Annotated in this window: 14 protein-coding genes; 7 read left to right on the forward strand and 7 right to left on the reverse strand. The window is 35.5% G+C overall.

Going from position 1 to position 15,386, the window contains the following annotated elements; translation table 11 throughout:
• Positions 1 to 115: 115 nt before the first annotated feature.
• Positions 116 to 712: a DedA family protein gene (locus tag ABH968_RS21790; protein ID WP_370047388.1), complete on the reverse strand. Its 597-nt coding sequence runs from the start codon at positions 710 to 712 to the stop codon at positions 116 to 118.
• Between the two features lie 230 nt (positions 713 to 942).
• Positions 943 to 1,716 (reverse strand): Cof-type HAD-IIB family hydrolase, encoded by a 774-nt coding sequence (locus ABH968_RS21795; protein ID WP_370047390.1) that lies wholly within the window; start codon positions 1,714 to 1,716, stop codon positions 943 to 945.
• Positions 1,717 to 2,163: 447 nt separating this feature from the next.
• Between ABH968_RS21795 and ABH968_RS21800 the strand changes: the two genes are divergently transcribed.
• The 3 genes from ABH968_RS21800 (at position 2,164) to ABH968_RS21810 (ending at position 4,842) form a co-directional block, all read left to right on the forward strand.
• On the forward strand, positions 2,164 to 2,859 hold the full coding sequence (locus ABH968_RS21800) for a DUF2225 domain-containing protein (protein ID WP_370047392.1): 696 nt from the start codon (positions 2,164 to 2,166) through the stop codon (positions 2,857 to 2,859).
• A 23-nt stretch (positions 2,860 to 2,882) separates the two neighbouring features.
• Entirely contained in the window at positions 2,883 to 3,236 is a 354-nt protein-coding gene (locus ABH968_RS21805; protein ID WP_370047394.1) for a hypothetical protein, read from the forward strand.
• Positions 3,237 to 3,417: 181 nt separating this feature from the next.
• On the forward strand, positions 3,418 to 4,842 hold the full coding sequence (locus tag ABH968_RS21810; RefSeq protein WP_370047396.1) for an erythromycin esterase family protein: 1,425 nt from the start codon (positions 3,418 to 3,420) through the stop codon (positions 4,840 to 4,842).
• A gap of 487 nt (positions 4,843 to 5,329) precedes the next feature.
• Here ABH968_RS21810 and ABH968_RS21815 read toward each other — a convergent pair whose 3' ends face one another.
• Genes ABH968_RS21815 through ABH968_RS21825 form a run of 3 tightly spaced genes read right to left on the reverse strand, consistent with a single transcriptional unit; the run spans position 5,330 to position 8,542 of the window.
• Complete coding sequence (locus ABH968_RS21815; RefSeq protein WP_370047398.1) at positions 5,330 to 6,505, reverse strand: DUF4272 domain-containing protein; 1,176 nt, start codon at positions 6,503 to 6,505, stop codon at positions 5,330 to 5,332.
• Between the two features lie 18 nt (positions 6,506 to 6,523).
• Positions 6,524 to 7,801, reverse strand: coding sequence for an SMI1/KNR4 family protein (locus ABH968_RS21820; RefSeq protein ID WP_370047399.1), 1,278 nt, complete (start codon positions 7,799 to 7,801; stop codon positions 6,524 to 6,526).
• A 15-nt stretch (positions 7,802 to 7,816) separates the two neighbouring features.
• Positions 7,817 to 8,542 carry a hypothetical protein gene (locus ABH968_RS21825; protein WP_370047400.1) on the reverse strand — a complete coding sequence of 242 codons (726 nt, stop codon included), beginning with the start codon at positions 8,540 to 8,542 and terminating at the stop codon, positions 7,817 to 7,819.
• A gap of 273 nt (positions 8,543 to 8,815) precedes the next feature.
• Between ABH968_RS21825 and ABH968_RS21830 the strand changes: the two genes are divergently transcribed.
• On the forward strand, positions 8,816 to 9,457 hold the full coding sequence (locus ABH968_RS21830; protein WP_370047401.1) for a TetR/AcrR family transcriptional regulator: 642 nt from the start codon (positions 8,816 to 8,818) through the stop codon (positions 9,455 to 9,457).
• 126 nt (positions 9,458 to 9,583) lie between these two features.
• Positions 9,584 to 10,993: an alpha/beta hydrolase family protein gene (locus tag ABH968_RS21835; RefSeq protein WP_370047402.1), complete on the forward strand. Its 1,410-nt coding sequence runs from the start codon at positions 9,584 to 9,586 to the stop codon at positions 10,991 to 10,993.
• Positions 10,994 to 11,031: 38 nt separating this feature from the next.
• Here ABH968_RS21835 and ABH968_RS21840 read toward each other — a convergent pair whose 3' ends face one another.
• Positions 11,032 to 11,862: a MerR family transcriptional regulator gene (locus tag ABH968_RS21840; RefSeq protein ID WP_370047404.1), complete on the reverse strand. Its 831-nt coding sequence runs from the start codon at positions 11,860 to 11,862 to the stop codon at positions 11,032 to 11,034.
• A gap of 223 nt (positions 11,863 to 12,085) precedes the next feature.
• On the opposite strand from ABH968_RS21840, the gene ABH968_RS21845 reads away from it, so the two are divergent.
• Together ABH968_RS21845 and ABH968_RS21850 are read left to right on the forward strand one after the other, a co-directional pair.
• Entirely contained in the window at positions 12,086 to 12,553 is a 468-nt protein-coding gene (locus tag ABH968_RS21845; protein ID WP_370047406.1) for a GNAT family N-acetyltransferase, read from the forward strand.
• Positions 12,540 to 13,889 (forward strand): MATE family efflux transporter, encoded by a 1,350-nt coding sequence (locus ABH968_RS21850; protein ID WP_370047408.1) that lies wholly within the window; start codon positions 12,540 to 12,542, stop codon positions 13,887 to 13,889. The genes ABH968_RS21845 and ABH968_RS21850 overlap by 14 nt, the downstream gene beginning before the upstream one ends.
• 116 nt (positions 13,890 to 14,005) lie before the next feature.
• Here the strand turns inward: ABH968_RS21850 and ABH968_RS21855 are convergent, their stop codons facing one another.
• A complete protein-coding gene (locus ABH968_RS21855) occupies positions 14,006 to 15,049 on the reverse strand; it encodes an AI-2E family transporter (protein WP_370047410.1) in 1,044 nt (347 codons plus the stop codon).
• Between the last annotated feature and the right edge of the window lie 337 nt (positions 15,050 to 15,386).

The raw sequence follows: 15,386 nt of genomic DNA on the forward strand, positions 1-15,386 counted from the left end.
TACTATTAACCACCGCTCGTTTTTTCTTCATTATAAACAAAAATACCCTATAAGATGACCTTTTTGAAAGTGTCTATCTTATAGGGTACATTTTAGTATTGAATCAGACCTTTTTTTACTTTGGCGAATTCCTTTTTTTGAAAATAAAATAAACGATTAACATTAGTATTAGGAACAATACTATAAGATAAATACTGTAGCGGGATAAATATACCCCAACATAACGCCAGTTCTCCCCAAGTACCTTTCCTAAGGTAATAAAAGTAAATGTCCAAATAACTGCTCCCGTATAGGCAAAGAAAGCAAATTTTTTATAAGGATAATTATTGATAGCCGCAATATATGCTGTAAGATGACGTACACCAGGAATAAAATACCCTATCAATAATAGTATGGGTCCTATTTTTGCAAATAATTTTCTAGTAAAGTCAATTTTCTGTTCAGTAATGTGGATTTTGGGACCGTATTTTTGCAATAACGGTAGCCCAAATCTATAACCTATATAGTAGCTCAGAGTAATTCCCCCTGCCGCACCTACCATAGCGCTGATTAAAGCTGGAATATGTGCGAGAGTTTCTTTATATACGCTATATCCTACATATGTTAAAAATATCTCATCGGGAAGTGGCAGCCCAACAATCCCGCCAACTAGGATAAGAATGATGCCAAAATACCCGTAATGTTCTATTAGAGATTGCACGTGATGCGCCATAAATTCTTCCCACCTAAAGCATAATGAATTTCTTTTTACAGATAGCTTTATAATAACTTAAAGTAAACAATATTATGAGTATTATGACTTTAATACAATTTTCTCCAGGATTTATTATCACTGCCTTGTAGATTGTATAGATGGAAGAATTATTTCTTTTTAAAAACTTTCTCCAATGTTGTATAGTGGTCGATTCATGCTATAAATCTCATTTCTCGGCTACTACTCTATTAAATTATTTGCAGCTCATGTAGAGCATAATCAATACCACCATCAGTTGATTTCTTCGTTATAAAATCAGCGACTTTTTTTAATGCTTCGCTACCATTACCCATTGCAATACCAAAGCCAACCTGCTCCAGCATGTCGATATCATTATCTCCATCACCAAAAGCAAGCGCTTCCTCAGGACTCAAGTCGAAATAATCTAGTACAGCCTGGACAGCAATAGATTTGGAAACATCCTGTTGCAAAACATTTGTAATGTAAGGGTGCCACCTTTTAAATAATAAATGAGGAAATTTTGAAGTATACTTTTTCTCTATATCCTCATCACCATATAAACACATTAAATAAACCTCTTGAGCTAAAATATCCTCATTAATATCAGGAAACTCTTGCAAAGATAATGTTTCTTGCATGGCTTTTAAAGTCTTTTCTTCTTGGACGTTATTCATTGACAATTGTTCTGTAAAAAAAGATAAACTTTGCTTATTTTCATCAGCAAAAGCCTTAACTACCTGGACAATTTCTTTTGCAACAGGTATTTTATGTATTACTCGATCTTGATACTTAACATGGGCACCATTAGCTGTAATAAACGTTTCTATGCCTATGTTTCTTAAATCTTGGCACATTGACAAAGGTCTTCCTGTAGCAGCAACAATATGAATTCCTTTGTTTTTTAATTGCTCAAGAGCGTTCCTTGTACTTTCTTCAATACGACCATCTTCATAATTAACAAGCGTTCCGTCTACGTCAAAGAATACAATTTTGTAATCCATCTTTCGCTCCTTATCGTTTTACATAATTTTTGACTCTTCCTTATCACCAATAACAATCCCATATTTTTTCAACCAACACACTTGTAATTTTACATTAAGAAACATCTTTACACCAAAATTACAAATAGGTATTATAACCTATACAAACAATTTTATAATAAAAAAATAAGTAGCTATTTAATTAACATTTGTACGTAATTTGACAAACTAAAATAAATGTATAACTTGCTATAACTACACCGATAAACACTATTACGGGTACATATCGAAATTTCAAATAACTAAGAAAGTAATGAACATTTTTATTTTAATAATTCTAAAGGAGTATACCAAAGAACATAGAATTGTTAATATAAAGGTAACTAAATTAAATATATTGAACGATACTATCCATCATATAAATAGAACAAAAGAAATAATCATCTGGATGTAAAGGAGTTGATTCTTATGGCATTTAACATTTACTACTATGAAAGTAGTGTGGATTGCAAGTTTTGTAAAAAGCATTTCACCACATATAAAGTACGCCCTAATCGATATAAAGTTATCGAAGAACAAACAGACTTCATGCCAGTTTATGAAGGTTTAAACCCGTTATTGTATGAAGTTGCTGTTTGTCCACATTGTGGCTATGCTTACCACAAATCTATGACAAGAACATATGGACCTTTCATGCTTCTTATTGATGAGCTATACATAAAAGAGCTTCAAAAACCAATGGATATGTGCAAGGAACGTACAATCGATGATGCCATTGTAAGCTTTAAATTAGCTTATCTTGTATCAAGGGCATCAATGGAAGAGTCACTTCTTATGGCTAATTTCGCACTAAAAATAGCCTGGCTATATCGCTTGAAAAATGATGAAGAATCGGAAATGCGCTACCTCTTTGCTGCAAGGGACTTTTACAGCAAATCTTTTGCATCCAATCAAGAGGGCGGAGAGAGAATTCAATTTTTACATGCAGAATTAAGCCTTCGACTTGGAGATATTGCTGAGGCGAAAAAAGGATTCTCTCGACTAATAGCAGATCGAAATGTTTCCAATAAATATCGAAAACTAGCACGAAATCGCTGGGAAAATTATAAATATGATGAGCAGCCTAACAATGTAAATGAAAATATAGGAGAAGTCATCAATTGAAGTAAACGAGGAGAATAATCAACATGCAGCTATTTACTAAAAGGATTGACGTGAGAGAAGAAGATATTTTTTCAGAACTACATCATTTTTTACTGAGAAAAAATAATCGCTATTTAACGAATGATGAGGTAGTTGCATTAACTGGGGTTTCAACTGAGCTACTCTATAAATGGGTAAAAGCAGGAAAATTAAAAAAATCGATTTTCCCTAATTTAGGCGCACCTTGTGAACGCTGTGGACAAGTTACTCAGGCAAAAATTTGTGTCAGCTGCTCATCAACCATCGTTAATACATTAAAACAAGAGGAAAAGGATCGTGCATGGTTCAATCAAATACAGCGGAATAATCAAAGAGCTAGCACGTATCACTATAAATAAAACAATTAACATCTCTACAGTGTACTTACGCTTTGGAGATGTTTTTTTACCTGCCCTCGCTCGAATAATCCAAAATAATGACATTTGACCAAATTTAAACAAAATTTAAACAAAGTCCCCTTTTACTTTAAACTTCACCACCTATAATTAGTCTTAACATATAGCGAAGGACTGATAGAAAGTGATAAAAGGTAAGAAACGTAAGGTTTTATTATCATTAAGTATTGCACTAACAAGTTTTGTAGCGTTCAACGGAGTTTCAAATGCATCCGCTGCAGTTCCGGCGGTAGAAGAACGCGTAGCTTTAGATAACAAATTAGAAGTGAAGCAAGCTCGCACATCCAATGAAACTCTTCAAGATTGGAAAAAGTGGACAAACGACCACGCTTACAGCTTAACATCCATTCAACCTGAAGCAGTTGGTCAACAAAACATCCCATCTACTAAATTTGAAGATTTAGAGATGCTAAAGCCTTTATTGCATGATAAGCGCATCGTTTTTTTAGGGGAAAGTTCACATGGCGCAGCAGAATTTAGCCTAGCGAAAACACGTTTAATTCAATTTTTACACCAAGAAATGGGCTACAATGTCCTAGCTTTCGAAAGCGGTATGGGGAATGCCATGAATGCTCAAGGACAAATTGATAAACAAACAGCGAAACAAACGATGAAGGATACTATTTTTGGTGTATGGTGGACAAAAGAAACAATGCCGTTATTTGAGTATGCTAAAAAAACACAGAATACCAATAAACCTTTAAAATTAGCAGGCTTTGATATTCAACAGCAAGGTGCATTCACAAACGGGGACTGGCTACAAAATAGTAAGCTTGCGAAACAGTTAAGAGAAGTAGAGGAGCAACTTGTTGACTGGAGCTTCGGTACAGATCTAAAAGGCTACCAAAAGGCGAAACCAAGCATTATCGAAGTGTATAAACAAGTAAAATCACAAGTACAGCTAAAAGAAAAAGAGTTAAAAGCGGCTTATCCGAGCGAGCCTCATATTGTAAAGCTTATGGAACGTACTTTAGCTGACCGTATCCGTTTAGCAGACGAATATGTAGAACTATCAATTCAATCAAATATTGATTTAGAACAAAATAAATATGATTCTTTTTTAAAGACAATGGAATGGCGTGACCAATCAATGATGGAAAACCTTCTTTGGTTAGCAGAGGAGATTTATCCAACTGAAAAATTTATCGTCTGGGCGCATAATGACCATATTCGTAAAGCACAATCCGAAGTAATGGGTTCTCCTTATCCGGTAAAATTGATGGGTGAACGTCTACCAGATAGCTACAAGAAATATAGTTATGTACTTGGTCTTTACATGACTAGTGGCGAAACAGCAAACAATATGGGTGAACCTATGGCCGTTTTACCGACAGTAAAAGGATCAATCGAGGATATTCTTTCATCGTCAAATAAACCATACACATTTATCGACATGCGAAACCGTCAAAATGAGCGAGGAAACTCATGGATGTTTGAGCCACGTTTATCGTATAGCTGGGGAATGATTCAAGAAAGTCTTGTTCCACGAGATCAATATGACGGTCTTCTTCTGATTGATAAGGTAAGTAAACCGAATTATATAAAGTAAAACTTTAATCAGTGGGGTTCTCTCTTCATCCCCACTGATTATTAGTCTTTACCAATCGGGCTTTTACGGGCAGTCCTTTCGTTGAATTTTGAGATGGAGTCTTGTACCTGACGCTTCACTTTCGGTACAGTTAAATTACTGACCCGTTAATGCGGGATAAAATAATAATATAAAAATCGCAAACTAGTTTCTACTTCTAGTTTGCGATTTTTCCTTTAAGCATCATAACATGGGGGCGTCCGATGATCCGCTTCGCTCCAGGGTCTCGGGCCAACAGATGTTTTTTGCGCGAAAGCGTAGCGACAGCAACAACGTGTTTTGTCTGTGCGAAAGCGTAGCCATAGTTGATAAAAACTGAAATTGTTCCGATAAAACGAGAAAATATTCCGATAAAAGCTAAAATTGTTCCGATAAAATGAGATTTTGTTCCGATAAATCTTCAAAGTATTCCTATAAAAATAACTTTTGGTGATGAGCCATAAATTTATTAAGTATCCATCGAAATAGTATCCCATTTCTCATTGCGATACCCTATCATCCAGAACAAGCCTCTGCGTCTTTCCATAACAATACTTTCATTCATCCCCGCAGGAGCTGGTTGTTCGTGTATACGACTATCTACGCAAGCCCAATGGTATCTGTAAATTTTGTCGGCCTCATCTATGATCTCTTCCGGACTACGCATAGTAGTTTGTAAATAAAACTGTTCAAACGATTCGTAGTTAGAAACCACTTGAATTGCATACTCGCAATCGCACACTTCATCAGGAAAATTGAGTTTTTCAACAAATCCAAGTGCCCAAATAAGTGTCCAATAAGCCTCATATTGCCAAGAAATATTAATAGCTTCTTTCCCCTTTGGTTCTGACGTATGTAAAAAATCTCTTTCATCGCTAGTTAGATAATTATCCACATCATAATTACGCAACATATTGACGAAAAACTCTCTCGATTCATCTACATTTTCGCCTTGTGCTACATCACAGGCGAATTGGATAACTATTAACAAGGCTACAGCCCTTCTAGCTATGTCCTCTTGAGTTTTAAACTGACAAGCATCAATTGGTGGGAGCTGAGGGAGTGAAGTTGTATATGGAATAGCTCTTTCCTTTAAATATGCTATCGTGTTATTTTTTCTTTGCTCGCCTTCTTCTGATGTCACCTCTTGTCCCATTACCTTGCGTGTACATGTATGAGGTCTGAAATTTGATGGTCCTGATTGCCCGTCAGGATAAACAATAACGATCCCTTCATCATCTAGTAAAGTGCCATTCGATAAAAAGCCAATCCCCCCTATACTTGATAGCAAGTTCGTAAATAACTGCAGCTGATCTTCATTTACCTCTTTTTCCGATTCAATCGCAATCACTGTATTTAAAACAGATATTTGAGTCAAAACTAATTCTTTTAAGTTGTCATCTTCAAAAGGAATGTTATCGTAATATCCCATCATCCCAGGAATATTATTAGCGAAGTAATCTGGATTCGTATCTTCAGACATGACTCTAATTATTAATTTATATTTTTTAAACAGTGCCTTGGATTTTATCAAATACTCATTGTCATTTTTATCGATCGCAAAGCCTTTTACAAAAACATCTGAAATTTTCACTTCAATATCATCAATGTTGTTCTTAGATGCAAATATAGTGAAATAGTTCAATCTTCTCTCCCCTTTTATTCACCAACTATCTAAGCCTTCGAGAGCTTGGCTAAATAGCTGTTTATTTTTTCGTAGTAGTTCGTTTTCCTTCCAAAAAGCAAGTAATTGTCTCCAATTGTCTTTATTTATACATGTTGATGGCGCAATTTCTTGCTGCATCATTTGCCATACCGCCCGTATTGCTGTAATCCTTTCTACTTCACTGCCGCTCAACCATTCAAATAACGTCTCTGCACTTGGCTGTAATTCTGCTAAAAGTGTATCCCATCCATCTATTGGAAATGAAACATACGTCTTCATCCAAGCTATAATTTTCGGATTATGAAAATGACGTAGTCGGTGTAAAGCTGTATAGGAATCAACGGTCTTTTTCTCAATATCTTGAAGAACAAGAGATAAACCTTCTTCTGTTGGTAGACAATTTGCTGTTAAATAATCTCGAATCCGACTAGGAATATTATTTTTATTACTCCAGAGCGTCCTTACCCAATCACTTGCTTCAACCGCACAAACCTTTACTAGCACATCACTCCATGCTTCTTTATATGTTAGTGCCAGTGATTGTTCGATTTTAATTCGGAGTGCATAATATACCTTACTAGCATCAAACTGTGCAAAGGCTTCCAGAACTTTAGTATCTTTCACTCCATGCATCGATACATATATTAATAAGGATTCCAAGTTAGACATTGCTTGGTTCAGAGTTAGTGTGAAATACTGTTCAAGCCATTTCAGCCATATTTCTGAGCTAGCCAGGCTCAAATCCAGTCCATCCTCACCACAAAACTGTCGATGCTGACCACAATCTGCACCTATACAACCTAAAGCTGTAGCTCGCTCTACATAGATAGTAAAGCGCTTGGCTAGTAGGTCGAACTCATCTTCTTCATGACTCCAATACCAAACGGAACCATCCTCAATCCTAATAAGAAGTGCATCACCGTTGCCAGCCGTATAAAACTGTAAATATAATTGTTCATCTAGATTTTCATCGTCGCCACCGAAATCAGGAAATTCAAGCTCTTCCAAGCTCCAACCAAAATCACCTGATGGCGTATCCTCCAGTTCAATAGGAAGTAAGGCCTCGTCTGGCAAAGACCAATACATTCCCACTTGTCGCGAACAAAGTAATAATAAATTACGGAACTCAAAAGGAATACGAACGCCAAGTCGCTCCTCTACTATTAGTAGCTCGTTCTCTGTAGCTACTGGCTTTATCTCAAGCGGATGCACCAAGGCCCCTTGCTGTTCAAGCTGTTTTAATAATTGCGTCCATCGTTCAGCCCATGTTTGCATGACTATTCCTCCATGTTAAGAAAAGTACTCTAATAAATATACCGTCTGCTCTTTGGGTTTTAGCAGTATAAATACTGTTCCACCACCAATGATCGACATAAAGCGGTAACGCTCAGTTGCCCCACGAATCAAGCTCTCATCAATACCATAGTCATGCGTGACGTTCCATTTTAGATTCATGAAAAACTCCTCGCTCATCTCTTGCGCTTCTTCTTTACTAATTAACACCTCAGTATCATCGTGGCCCCAGCTTTCTGTTAGCTCTGTAATATGCCTAAATTCTCCGGTGCATTCATAATGATATTTAGTAAATTCATAGCTATAAAATGCTTCAGCATAATAATCCACATCGAAATTTTTAGCTAATTGATTCAAACCATCTTGGATTCCCATTTTGTATTTATTGACAGTTATTTTATTTTCCAGGTAGTAATTTTTGTTTTTTGCAAAATCAGTTTGCAGAAAAGCATATACGTCCGGCATATTCCCATCCCCAAACACACGAAGATCTCCAAGAAAATCGTATTTTCCGTCTATGTAACGAAATCCCCAAAAGTTATTCTCTGCATTTAGATACTCTTCCTCGCAAAATAATCCATCAGTTCCTAAAAGGTGAAGGACATATTCAGTTCCTTCAACTACATCAGTAAAAGACAGCAATGGTCTAAAATAACAAGCTAAACGTACATCTACAAATACATCATTTGCTTTCGGATAAAGCGTTACCTTTTTTGGATCCATTTTTTCACCTCTCCATTTTACTGAAACTAAAGATTCCTTCATTTTTTCTTCACTATTGTATCGTCAGGAAATCATTTACTTATTAGGACTAGATTTTAATTCGCTTTAAAACACTAGGATTTTACTTCCATTAAAGCCCAACATACATGCAAAATTACTTACCTTTACTAGTTCTTTTCTAATTGTTTTGAGCGAAATAGTATGTTGTTGACAATTAAGACGGCTCCCTCTATTGTATAAATACATTCGAATGTATCTATAAGGAGATATCTTATGGCCAGAAATAAATATCCAGAAGTTACGAGAAAAAGAATTATTGAATCAGCTGTTAAATTATTCACTGTAAATGGTTGGGACAATGTAACAATTCAAGAGATTGTAGATGATGTGGGCGATATCACTCGAGGAGCTTTCTATCATCATTTTAAAACACGTGCTGATGTTATTGATGCCATTACAAAAGAAATGCTGATGGCAAATAATTATTTTAATGAAATATCTGATTTAGAAAACTTAAATGCTTTAGAACGTTTAAGGCAAGGAATTTCTTTTTCAATTTCTCAAAGTGTCAAAGAAGAAAACCTATCCACGATCCCTTTAAAAATGAATTCTGCTGAGTTTGTTTATAGTCGCATCACAGAAGGAATACAGGTTGTTGCGCCAGGCATTCAAAAAATTATTGAAGAAGGCAATCAAGACGGCTCGCTACAAATTGCTTTTCCGAAGCAAGCAGCTGAAACCTTTACAATGCTTTTTGATATTTGGATGAATCCAGAAATATTTCGTGTAAGCCGAACTGAGTTTATTCAAAAAATCGAACATATTAGTTTACTGTTCGAAGGGATTGGAATGCCACTTGTAAATAATGAATTGAAGGGCGTATTTTTAGCTTTATTTGATAAAGTTCACGAATAGTAGACTACTTTATGTAGTTTATTATTTTAGTCTCTTACATACATTTGTATGTATGTATAGATCACTTGCAATTTTACTTTACTGAGCAATTACATACATTCGTATGTATGTTAAAGGAGATATACTATGAAAACCTTAGAAGTTATATTTACGATTGTTTTATTATTATCAAGCATTTTACTGACATTTAGACAGCGTGGGAAAACTAAAATTAATATATTTATGTTAGTTGTCAACTATATATTATTATTAGCTACAATTATTTCAATTGGTGCTAACTGGCGTATGATCCCTGCTTATATTGTTTCATTACTATTGACACTGCAGGTTTTTGTAAAGCCTAAAAGCACAATTGTTTCAAAAAAGTTTAGTATGAAAATTTTAAAACTTGTAGGTATTGCTGCAGCAGCATTTGGAATGTTCACCTTACCAAAGCTTTTTCCAATCATATCTTTTCCTGAACCTACAGGAGAATATTCGGTAGGAACCCAGGCATTTCACCTCATCGATAAGAATCGTAAAGAATTTGTCGTACCTAATCATCAGGTAAATCGAGAATTAATGATACAAGTTTATTATCCTGCTGAAAAAGGGACTGGACAGCCCTCTCCTTACTTTGAACAGATAGAGGCCTTAACACAACAATTAGCAACCACACAAGGTTTTCCGTATATCGCTACAACACATTTAGGATTGACGGAAACCCATTCTTATGAAGATGCGACGCCGATTAAGTCAAAAGAAAAATTCCCGCTTCTATTATTTGCCCATGGAATGAGTTTATATAGTCGCCAAAACACCTTCCAACTAGAGGAGCTAGCAAGCCATGGCTATGTAGTGGTCGCTCTTAACTTTACAGGTGACGCGACAACAACTGTATTCCCAGATGGAGATCGTGTGGATTTTACACCGATTGACAATACAATTACCTTCCTGAGTGATCGTATCAAGCTTTGGGAACAAGATACATCATTTGTTTTAGATGAGGTCATTAAAGGTGATTTTGATAAGAATTTTAAAGCAATTGCAGCGTTAATTGATGATGACAATATTGGTATGCTAGGCCACTCTTTTGGTGGTGCGACTTCTGCACAAATGCTTGTAAAAGATGATCGCATTAAAGCGGCAATTGATATGGATGGTGGTTTATATGGTGACGCTATGCCAACAAATGGTCCAGAAAAGCCGTTTATGCTGTTGAATGCGGGGGCATCCATTAATTTTATGAAAGAAGCATATAGCCAACAACCAGGTAATCGAGATGAATTGTTTGTAGAATCCTATTTAAGAAACAAAACGATTGAAAAGCCTGGTGTTTACACAGCTATTATTCCTAAAACAAATCATGGTAGTTTTACAGATTTAGCAGCAGTTTCACCAATTATTAATGAATCTGGTGCAGATGTGAATGCTATTTTTAAGCTGATTAATGAATTGTCACTAGGCTTTTTTAATAAAAATTTAAAAGGAATCAATGACAATAAATTAGAAGAAATTCAGAAGGAACATCCTGAAATAAACTTAACGTTGCACTAAAGCATATTGGGTAGCAGGGTTGTTGATAAGTTAACTTATCAACAACCTTTTTTAATTTCTATCATAATTTTCGTTACATAATCCTCTTCACGATTTTTAATAACGGCGTCATAAATATATTCCTCATATACGTACTCCCCTAGTTCAAAACCGTTCACCTGCATAACCTTAAATAATCGCTCGTAAGTTTCACCAAGTGTAGTAGAATCTCCTACATGGTATCCAACAATAAAATCTCCTTCTATCGCCTCGAAATATGGATGACCTTCTCGTGGGTGTGGCTGCTCTATATACAAATAACTATAATTATCATAGTTTCCGGCTAATACTTGCTCTCTTCTTGTAATTCCTCCAATGGGATAACCTGTGTCTAATTGAGAGCGATCTAATTCATCTATAAAGTCTGAAACAGCCTTCGTAAACTGCTCTTCCGTCGAATTCTCGATATTTTTACTTAAATACAACATTGCCTCTGGCAGATGTTCAATCGTAATGCTATCAAAATCAAGATGTAAGGCTTCTTTTGTTAAATCAATTTTTACATCAATAATGCTTTCAATCATCTCTAGTTCTCGACGTTTTTTCGCTACAATTTTCTTTTGCTGATACATTAAGTCTAAAAAATTTTCAGGAGATTTTTCTGCCATATATTTTTGAATATCCTTTAAAGACATACCAACTTCCTTTAATAGCTCTATTACACTGAAAAATTCATATTGTGCAATGGAATAATAACGGTAGTCTTTACTATCCTTCATAATTGGTGATAATAAACCGATTTGATCGTAGTAAATTAGCGTTTGTTTATTAACCTTACAAATTTTAGCGAACTCACCAGTTGTAAAATATTTTACATTTTTATTAAACATTTTTAAGTTTCCCTCCTTGACTATATAGTTACTATATACATTAAATTGTAGCTATTCACAAGCAATTATGCCTCGGCATAATTGCGTCCGGAATCAGCTTTGTGCTTAGGCCATATCGTATGGATGCGATGATTTTAGGCTAACATCCTTTTAGAACTCCTACTCCTTTCCGATTTCCGTGACATCCGCTGAAAGAAATTAAAAATAGAAAGGTTTTGACATTATGTTCACGGAAATTCGTGACATTACAGCTTTAAACAAAGAAGAAATATTGGCATTACGTATTGCAGATAATCAGCAGAATTTTATTGAAAGTACAAAACAATGCTTAGCGGAGGCAGAAACAGATAGACGCTTTATTCCTGTTGGATTGTATAGGGCAGATATTGTAGTCGGCTTCGCTATGTATGGTGTGTTCCCGCATAAGGACAATACACAACGTGTTTGGTTAGATCGCTATTTCATTGATGAGCGTTATCAGCACAAAGGATTAGGAAAATACTTTTTACAGCAGCTTATTAATTATTTAGTAGCTAAATACAGCTGTCAAAATATATATCTAAGTGTTTATGACAACAATATAGTAGCTATTGAGCTATATAAGAAATTTGGATTCGTCTTTAACGGTGAGCTAGATGACAAAGGCGAAAAGGTGATGGTAAAGGAGGTACATGCTCATGACCACCATTAATCCAATTGAAACAAAACCACTAAAGCCCTTGTTTTTATCATACTTATTTCCGGCTATGATTGGTATGTTGCTGATGTCCGTCAATATTTTAGTAGATGGTATTTTCGTTAGTCACGGAGTTGGACCAACCGCTTTAGCAGGAATAAATATCGCCGTACCGATTTTCTCGATTTTACTATCTATTTCCCTTTGGATTGGTATGGGTGGGGCAACATTATTTTCAATTTCTCTCGGTGAGGGCAATAAAAAACGAGCGCACCAGCTCTTTACATTAGCATTTACAACCATGATCGTTGTCGTTATGACACTGGTTCTAATACTTTTATTAAATTTAAAGGAAATCTCCTATATATTTGGGGCAAGTGATGCTACCTTTCCTTATGTTCAAGAGTACCTACTTATTATTTTGATTTTCGGTGTGTTCTATACAATCGAAAACTTACTAAGCATTTTTATTCGAAATGATGGCAATCCAAAGCTTGCGATGCTGGGCTTAATCACTACATCTGTGTTAAACATTATTTTAAACTACATCTTTATTTTCGTGCTCCATTACGGCGTAACTGGCTGTGCCCTAGCTACAGCACTCTCCACAATAATCGGTATGTCGGTGCTTTGCCTACATTTCTTCCGAAAGCAATCCGAATTAAAGTTTGTGCGTAAATTTTTCAGCCTATATGATTTAAAGAAAATATTTGCTATTGGGCTACCAAGCTTTATCGTTGAAGCCTCCGTTGCTGTGATGGTTATTTTATATAATGTAACATTTTTACACTATTTGGGCTCAGATGGAGTGACCGCCTACGCGATGGTTAACTATATTCATACCGTACTATTAACAGTATTCCTTGGGATCGGTATGGCCCTACAGCCCCTAGTTAGTTATCACCACGGTGCGAGATTAATAAAGCGCTTAACAGTGTTATTGAAAATCGGTATTGCCACTGCATTTATTATGGGTTTAATTACTGTCATAATTGCTACGTTATTCCCTTCTCAGCTAATAGCATTGTTCGGTGATAGTACGTTTAAAATTCGCAATATGGCAACACAAGGCTTTGTACACTTTGCCATTGGGTATGTATTCCTTGGAGTGAACATGGTATTTGCGGAATTCTTCCAATCCATTGAAAGAATACGTCTTGCAACAACTATTATGTTACTTCGCAGTATTATATTATTTATCCCTGCTCTCGTACTATTGCCTAAATTCCTTGGCCCACAAGCTATTTGGTGGACATTCCCCGTCGCAGAGAGCATTACCGCATTGTTAATTTTTATATTTATGAAGAAAAAGCCACATACGATTTTCTTAGAAGCAAATAGCTTAAAATAAAATAGTCATTCAAAAGGGACCTTGAAATAAATAGGTCCCTTTTGAATTTATTATTAAACCTAAGGCCAAACAAAAACAAAAAGGAATCATACACACTTGATTCCTTTTTGAACAATTTATTTATCCTCTTGTATTTCCATTGCCTGTTGCAGTTCATCCTCTGAGGACGTCACTCCGAGAATATCGAGAAGGAACATGAATAATGGAATACCAATAATTAATCCCCATACACCAAGAAAATGCTCTGAGAAGAGAATGACGATGAATGTATAGAAAATTGGAAGATTTGTCTTGGCAGACATCAGCTTTGGATTTAAGAAGTATGCCTCCACAGCATGTAGTACCATAACAATAACCAAGATATAGACAATGTACATTGGACCACCGATACTGTATGCAATTATAGTTAGAGGAATCAAGGACATGATGACCCCTGCAACTGGCACCAATCCCAGTATAAAGAGCATAATCCCCAGTGCAATTAAATGCGGGAAGCCCATAATGTATAAAGCAATAACAGATAAAACACAGTTGATAGAGGCAATAATGAACTGCGCCTCAATAACTTTACCGAAAGAACGAATGAATATCTTTGAGAAATAATGTAATTCATCATAGAGATGGCTCATTTTGCTATCTTTAAATTTTGCTGTAAATTCCGTAATACGTTTCTTCTCAAGTAAAATAAACAAGCTCAAAATCAGTGCAATGAATATATGCAAAATAATTTTACCGATATTTGTAAGATTTTTTAGCGTGAGGTCTACACCCTGCTCTAAATATTTACCCAGTTCAATCTTATCAAAGGTTGGAGCTAAATACCTTGCAATCTCGTTATCATTTGGGTTGAGACTAAAGCTGGCAATAAGATCAAAGAGCTGTGTAATTTGTTGGGTTACGATAGGCAAATACTTGTAGATAATTGCAACAATACCTGCAACAAGTAAAAGATAAAGGGTAACTGTCACAGCTTTCTCACTCAACTTTACGTACTTTCTAATCTCTTTTGTTGTCTTCGTGGTAAGTTGATTCATTAAGTACGTAATAATGAACGTGAGAAGAATAAGATTGATCATACTTCGCATCAAATATAGTGCAATAGCGATCCCGACTAGAATTATAAAACGTTTAAATCCATTACTACGAAAGAAATTACTCATGTATTCACTCCTTCTACAAAACGGCTTCGCTGCCTTTACTGCCTGGGTTTCACTATCAAATGAACATAAGCAATTAATAAATTGATGTAAAACATGACGTATCATTCTTATGTAAATGCCTCCCTTCATTGGACTATTATTCCCATCATCGCTTAGAAAAAGACTTAAAATGAATGCTACTTTATAAGTCTTATAAGAAATAAATAAATCCAAGGAGCGCAAAGAATTGTATGTCTTATCAAATTAGAAATTAATGACAATACTTTTGCACTTTATTGAAAGCTGTATCAGCGTTATAAGCCTTAATTCTATTATTCTATTATAACCCTTCGAACAC

Origin of the sequence: Lysinibacillus sp. RC79, assembly GCF_041262405.1 — a bacterium.
GTDB lineage: Bacteria > Bacillota > Bacilli > Bacillales_A > Planococcaceae > Lysinibacillus.

What these genes read in the sequence shown, in the direction of transcription:
- ABH968_RS21835 (WP_370047402.1), top strand. Translation starts at nt 9,584, where the DNA reads ATGAAAACCTTAGAAGTTATATTTACGATTGTTTTATTATTATCAAGC.
- ABH968_RS21825 (WP_370047400.1), bottom strand. Translation starts at nt 8,542, where the DNA reads ATGGATCCAAAAAAGGTAACGCTTTATCCGAAAGCAAATGATGTATTT.
- ABH968_RS21790 (WP_370047388.1), bottom strand. Translation starts at nt 712, where the DNA reads ATGGCGCATCACGTGCAATCTCTAATAGAACATTACGGGTATTTTGGC.
- ABH968_RS21805 (WP_370047394.1), top strand. Translation starts at nt 2,883, where the DNA reads ATGCAGCTATTTACTAAAAGGATTGACGTGAGAGAAGAAGATATTTTT.
- ABH968_RS21830 (WP_370047401.1), top strand. Translation starts at nt 8,816, where the DNA reads ATGGCCAGAAATAAATATCCAGAAGTTACGAGAAAAAGAATTATTGAA.
- ABH968_RS21795 (WP_370047390.1), bottom strand. Translation starts at nt 1,716, where the DNA reads ATGGATTACAAAATTGTATTCTTTGACGTAGACGGAACGCTTGTTAAT.
- ABH968_RS21840 (WP_370047404.1), bottom strand. Translation starts at nt 11,862, where the DNA reads ATGTTTAATAAAAATGTAAAATATTTTACAACTGGTGAGTTCGCTAAA.
- ABH968_RS21820 (WP_370047399.1), bottom strand. Translation starts at nt 7,801, where the DNA reads ATGCAAACATGGGCTGAACGATGGACGCAATTATTAAAACAGCTTGAA.
- ABH968_RS21855 (WP_370047410.1), bottom strand. Translation starts at nt 15,049, where the DNA reads ATGAGTAATTTCTTTCGTAGTAATGGATTTAAACGTTTTATAATTCTA.
- ABH968_RS21800 (WP_370047392.1), top strand. Translation starts at nt 2,164, where the DNA reads ATGGCATTTAACATTTACTACTATGAAAGTAGTGTGGATTGCAAGTTT.
- ABH968_RS21845 (WP_370047406.1), top strand. Translation starts at nt 12,086, where the DNA reads ATGTTCACGGAAATTCGTGACATTACAGCTTTAAACAAAGAAGAAATA.
- ABH968_RS21850 (WP_370047408.1), top strand. Translation starts at nt 12,540, where the DNA reads ATGACCACCATTAATCCAATTGAAACAAAACCACTAAAGCCCTTGTTT.